The sequence below is a fragment of the Pseudomonadota bacterium genome, assembly GCA_039815145.1.
In the GTDB taxonomy this organism is placed as follows: Bacteria; Pseudomonadota; Gammaproteobacteria; order Steroidobacterales; family JBCBZW01; genus JBCBZW01.
This window is the reverse complement of the sequence record JBCBZW010000217.1, coordinates 1-5233: the sequence shown is the minus strand read 5'-3', so window position 1 is coordinate 5233 and position 5233 is coordinate 1. Positions and strand designations below refer to the sequence as shown.

Genomic DNA, 5233 nt, shown 5'->3' with positions numbered 1-5233 from the left:
GTGCCCATCACCAGCGAACTGGATCTTCATACGTTCCAACCCCGGGAGATCTCATCCCTCGTGCCCGAGTACATCCGCGAAGCCCGGCGGCATGGATTTCTGGAAGTTCGGATCATCCACGGGAAGGGAATAGGAACACTTCGTGAGCACGTGTGGAAAGTGCTCGCAACGTCGGGCGACCACCTGAGCCCCGGGACTAGGAGCGACAAGCGGTCCACGCCATGAGGAATCCTCGACCCGTCGACAGGGTCTGCCCCTCGAGGCACTCGCCTACCTGCCGGGCCGAGTGCAGGTAGGGGCCGGTGCCATCGGCCGTGACGGCGGTGAAGAGCAACGTGCCTCGATGCACGGTGTAACCGCTTTCGCTGAAGGGACTGCCGTAGAAGCTGCCCTCCAGCTTGCCGTCGACCATCGCCGTCACCACCAGTTCGGTCTTGCTCGGGGGTTTGTCAGGTGAGTAGTGGAGCGACACGTCCCATCGACCCACCAGGGTGAAGTCTTGGCCTTCCTCAGCCACCACGGCGCCCGTGGTGAGGAGGATGATCGCGGCGGACAGCCAAACGCTTAAGTGGGTGGGTGGTATGAAGCGCATTGACGTTGCTCCCGACGGTAGTGAGCCAGCCGCCGAGGCGGCGTAAATCGATCTCGTGCACACAGGGTGCCGTTGGCGCTTAGACTCTGCCGGTGACATGGCAATCGTCACCTCTCAACGGAGCCTGAAATGAAGACCGTATCCTTCCTGGCGCTGGTGCTCTTCGCGCCCTTGGCGTTAGCCCAACAGACCATTCGCTTCGCCGCCGAAGACGGTTTGGAAATCACGGCAGATCTCTACCCCGCCGAAGACGCCAAGCAAACGGTGCTGGTGTTGTTTCACCAGGCCGGCTCGAGTCGCGGCGAGTACCAGGATATCGCCCCACAGCTGAACGGCTGGGGATACACGGCCATGGCGATCGATCAGCGCTCGGGCCGAGCGCGTAACGGCGTGCGCAACGACACGGCGAGGGCCGCCAAGCGCGCGGGCAAGGACACCGAGTACCTCGACGCACGGGCAGACCTGCTGGCCGCTGTCGCCTACGCGAAGGACTCGTTGGGGGCGACCAAGGTGGTGGTGTGGGGTTCCTCCTATTCAGCCTCCCTGGTGTTGGCACTCGCCGGACACGACCCAAACTGGGCGGACGGCGTATTGGCCTTCTCCCCAGGCGAGTACTTCCAAGGCAAGCTCGCCGTAGCCAAATCAGCCCGCGGACTAGCCGTTCCCACCTTCATCACCTCGGCCAAGGGCGAACTCGGAAGTTGGGCCAGCATCAGCGAGGCGATCGATGCAGACCGCCTGACCGCTTTTGCCCCAACGGGCCCAGGCAAGCACGGCTCCTCCACCCTCCTTCCCGTCGGCGAGACAAGCCAGGAGTACTGGGATGCGGTCCAGGCGTTCCTGAGCGCGAACTTCTAGGCGCCGCAGGCGAACGACCCGCCTGACATGATGAACGGAGCCGACGCCCGGTGAACGCCCTCGACCACTTCGTAGTGATCGCCTACCTGAGCGGCTTGCTCTTCCTCGGCTACCGCCTGCGCGAGCAGAAGGCCGAGGCGGACTACTACCTCGGCGGTCGGCGCATCGGCTGGTTCCCCCTCACCCTCTCCACCATGGCCACCCAGCTCTCGGCCATCAGCTTCATCTCCGCGCCCGCCTTCGTCGGCCTGCGCGAGGGCGGCGGTCTCAGGTGGCTTACCTATGAACTTGGTTTGCCGATCGCGATGCTGCTGATCATGTTCGTGATCGCACCGGCGCTCTACCACTCGGGCGTGGTGAGCATCTACGACTACCTGGAGAAGCGCTTCGCGCGCTCCACCCGCGTCATGATCAGCGTCGCTTTCCAGATCGTGCGTGCCTTCTCCACTGGCATCATGGTGTACGCCATGAGCATCATCCTGCAGGCCGTGCTGGGCATGCCCCAGTGGCAGTCCATTCTCGCCGTGGGCGTGATCACCATGGTCTACTCGGCGAGCGGCGGCATGCGCGCAGTAGTCTACGGCGACGCCTTGCAGATGGGGTTGATCGTGATCGGCCTCGGCGCCGTGGGCATCTACGCACTCCTCGCTCTCGGCGACACGGGCCTCGCATCCTTTTGGGCCCAGGTGGAGCCATCGCGTCTGGTGACGGCGGACTTCGACGCCCTCGGCTTCGACGGCGACCAGTTCGGCTTCTGGCCCATGCTCTTCGGCGGCATCGTGCTGTACGCGTCCTACTACGGCTGCGATCAGACCGAAGCGCAGCGCCTGCTCTCGGCACGCAGCCTCGGCGACACGCGCCGCGTGCTCCTGATGAACAGCCTGCTGCGCTTCCCCCTGGTGGTGTTGTACTGCTTCGTGGGGCTCGCGGTGGGCGTAGTGATGCAGGGCGACCCGGCGCTCCTCGCGAAAGTGCCCGTCGACCGCCCGGACTTCATGATGCCGATCTTCATCCTGGAGTACTTGCCGCACGGGATGATCGGGGTGTTGCTGGTGGCCGTGATGGCAGCGGCGATGTCGTCGCTGAGTTCGGCGGTGAACTCGCTCTCGGCCGTGAGCTTGGAAGACCTCAACACGCTGGGCATTCAGCCGCGTGATGAAGGCCATACGGTGCGTTGGGCGCGGATCATCTCCGTGGTGTGGGGCTTGCTGATCCTCGCTCTGTCCCTGTTTGCCGGCGCGATCGCGCCCACGGTGATCGAGGCGATCAACAAGGTGGGGTCCGCGCTGTTCGGTCCCGTACTGGCGGTGTTTCTGCTGGCCATCCTCAGACGACAGCGTAGCCCCATCGGCGCCAATGTCGGTTTGCTGGTCGGTGTCGGAGTCAACCTCTACCTCTGGCGTGGCCATCCGGAGATCTTCTGGATGTGGTGGAACGTGATCGGCTTCGTCGTGACGCTGACGGTGGCGTCGAGCATTCGTGCGCTGACCAGCCCGGCGTTTCTCAACACCGAAAGGGCGGTTGGATCGCTCTATCGTCCGCCCGTGGTGTGGCGCGCCTACGCGGCTGCGCTCATCGGGTGGTTCGCGCTCATCGTCGCGTTTATCGTCGTCGTGGTGCCGCGCTTGCAAGGCGCTCTACCTGAGCCCACTGCCGGCGATGTCGGGCAGGACACCTACACGGAGGAGGCTGTCGCGTTCACCGCCGGGGTCGATCGCCTCGCCGGCGTGTTGCTGCGGCCACTGAACAAGTCGACCCCCGCCGTGGCGGTGATGGTCACGGGCCGCGGTAATGGCGAGCGCGGCGAGATGCTGCATTGGGGCGAGCTGCTCGCGAGCCATGGTGTCGCCGCCCTCGTCTTCGACTCTCGCGGCACTGGCGATTCGACGCTACGCGCACCCACCTTCACCAGTCAGGAGCGCTTCGAAGATGTCGATGGCGCTCTCGATTTCCTCAGCACGATGGGCGATCTAGGCTGTGCCGGCCTCTTCGCCAACAGCGCCGGCGGCTGGGTGGCGCCCACCGTGGCCGCCCGACGCGACGACGTCGCGTTCCTCGTGACCCTGGTGGCACCGGCAGAGTCCCTCGACGATCAGCAGGGGCACGTTACCGTGGCCTTCATGGAGCAGGCGGACGAGGGCTACTCCGCCGCGGAATTCAGCGAGGCCTTCGCCTACCAAAAGCAAACGGTAGTGCTGGCCCAAAGCGATGCGCCCTGGAGCGCTTTCGAAGCGATCAATGGGCTGGCACGGCAAGCCCGTTGGGCCGAGCATGCCCTGATCCCCGAGTCGCTGGACGACGCGGATCTCGACTACTTCCGCCGTCGCCCGGATTTCGGGATCCCGCCGTGGCCGGCCCTGGACATCCCCGCACTCGCCATCTTCGGCGCCCTCGATCCGATTGTGCCTCCCAAGGTCAACGTGCCCCTACTGCGCGCAGCCACCCGTAGCCAGGCGGATGTCACGATCGTCACCATTCCCGGGGTTGATCACTCCCTGGGCGCTCCGGGAGACGAGGCCGGTGCCGTACACCAGCAGGTGCTCACCACCCTGGTGGACTGGTTCGAGGCACGCTTCACAGGCGCAGGCGGTCGCTGCGACGCCTAGTCTCACGCCCAACTGGGCGCAGTACAGGGTGCGCTCTGCCCGACTGGTCAGGGGGGGGTCGCACGTGACACATAACTGTAATTGCGGATATCCACATATCTATGTACTAATGGCCGCCCCTTAAGCCTTCGCAGGCGCGTCATGCTCAAGCCCCAGCAGTTCTTCTCGTGCCTCGCAGAGCAGGTACGCCTCGCCTCGATGCTCCTCGCGCACACCCACGGTGAACTCTGCGTGTGCGAGCTGGTCGTCGCCCTCGATGAGAACCAGTCGAAGGTGTCGCGCCACCTGGCTCAGCTGCGCAACTGCGGGCTGCTCCTCGATCGGCGTCAGGGTCAATGGGTCTTCTACCAGCTGCATCCGCAGCTACCGGACTGGTCCCTTCGCATCCTGGACGAAGCTGCCCAGGCCGAGGCGACGTCGCTCAAGGCCATTACCAAGCGCCTGCGCGCCATGAACAATCGCCCGCAACGGATAGCCGCCGATGCCTGACAAGCTAACACTGATGTTCGTCTGCACTCACAATCGCTGCCGGAGCATCCTCTGCGAAGCCCTGGCCCGCGAGCTCGGCGAGGGCCGCATCACGGCGCTCAGCGCCGGCAGCACGCCGAGCGGCGTCGTCCACCCGGACACCTTGGCCACGCTGGGCGGCCTCGGCATCGAGACCGAAGGCTTGCACAGCAAGTCCTGGGACGACTGCGAGGAGATGGCCCCGGACGCCGTCATCACCGTGTGCGACAGCGCCGCGGGCGAACCCTGCCCCCTGTGGCTGAGTGACACCGTGATCGCCCACTGGGGCCTGCCGGACCCGTCCAAGGTGGAGGATCTGCGGGAACGCGCGGCTGCCTTCGACCGCGTGGTCGGCATGATCAAGGATCGGCTCCAACGCCTGCTCGCGCATGACTTCTCCCAACTCGAGGGCGACAAGCTGCGCGACGCCCTCGAGCACATCGCCAAGACGGCCGCGTAAGCCATGGGCGTCTTCGAGCGCTACCTGAGTGTCTGGGTAGGCCTGTGCATCGTCGCTGGCCTAGCCTTAGGCAGCCTATTCCCCGCGCTGTTTCAGGTGTTCGCCAGCCTGGAGGTCGCCAAGGTGAACCTGCCCGTGGCGGTGCTCATCTGGCTCATGATCTACCCGATGATGATCCAGGTGGACTTCGCCTCCATCAGGGACATCGGC

The 5233-nt window shown here is 65.0% G+C and carries 7 protein-coding genes; 6 read left to right on the top strand and 1 reads right to left on the bottom strand.

Features of this window, described 5'->3' with window-relative positions; genetic code table 11:
* Nucleotides 1-225: Smr/MutS family protein (locus AAF184_24540; protein ID MEO0425525.1), on the top strand; the 225-nt coding region annotated here is incomplete at its 5' end.
* On the opposite strand, the gene AAF184_24535 is transcribed toward AAF184_24540, so the two are convergent.
* Nucleotides 197-592, bottom strand: a complete 396-nt coding sequence (locus tag AAF184_24535; protein MEO0425524.1) for a hypothetical protein — start codon at nt 590-592, stop codon at nt 197-199. The genes AAF184_24540 and AAF184_24535 overlap by 29 nt on opposite strands.
* 129 nt (nt 593-721) lie before the next feature.
* On the opposite strand from AAF184_24535, the gene AAF184_24530 reads away from it, so the two are divergent.
* The 5 genes from AAF184_24530 to AAF184_24510 form a co-directional block, all read left to right on the top strand.
* A complete protein-coding gene (locus AAF184_24530) occupies nt 722-1450 on the top strand; it encodes an alpha/beta hydrolase (protein MEO0425523.1) in 729 nt (242 codons plus the stop codon).
* 50 nt (nt 1451-1500) lie between these two features.
* Entirely contained in the window at nt 1501-4056 is a 2556-nt protein-coding gene (locus AAF184_24525; GenBank protein ID MEO0425522.1) for an alpha/beta fold hydrolase, read from the top strand.
* Nucleotides 4057-4197: 141 nt separating this feature from the next.
* A complete protein-coding gene (locus tag AAF184_24520; protein MEO0425521.1) occupies nt 4198-4545 on the top strand; it encodes a metalloregulator ArsR/SmtB family transcription factor in 348 nt (115 codons plus the stop codon).
* Nucleotides 4538-5023 (top strand): arsenate reductase ArsC, encoded by a 486-nt coding sequence (locus tag AAF184_24515; protein MEO0425520.1) that lies wholly within the window; start codon nt 4538-4540, stop codon nt 5021-5023. The genes AAF184_24520 and AAF184_24515 overlap by 8 nt, the downstream gene beginning before the upstream one ends.
* Before the next feature lie 3 nt (nt 5024-5026).
* A partial coding sequence (locus AAF184_24510; protein ID MEO0425519.1) for an arsenical-resistance protein occupies nt 5027-5233 on the top strand: 207 nt, incomplete at its 3' end.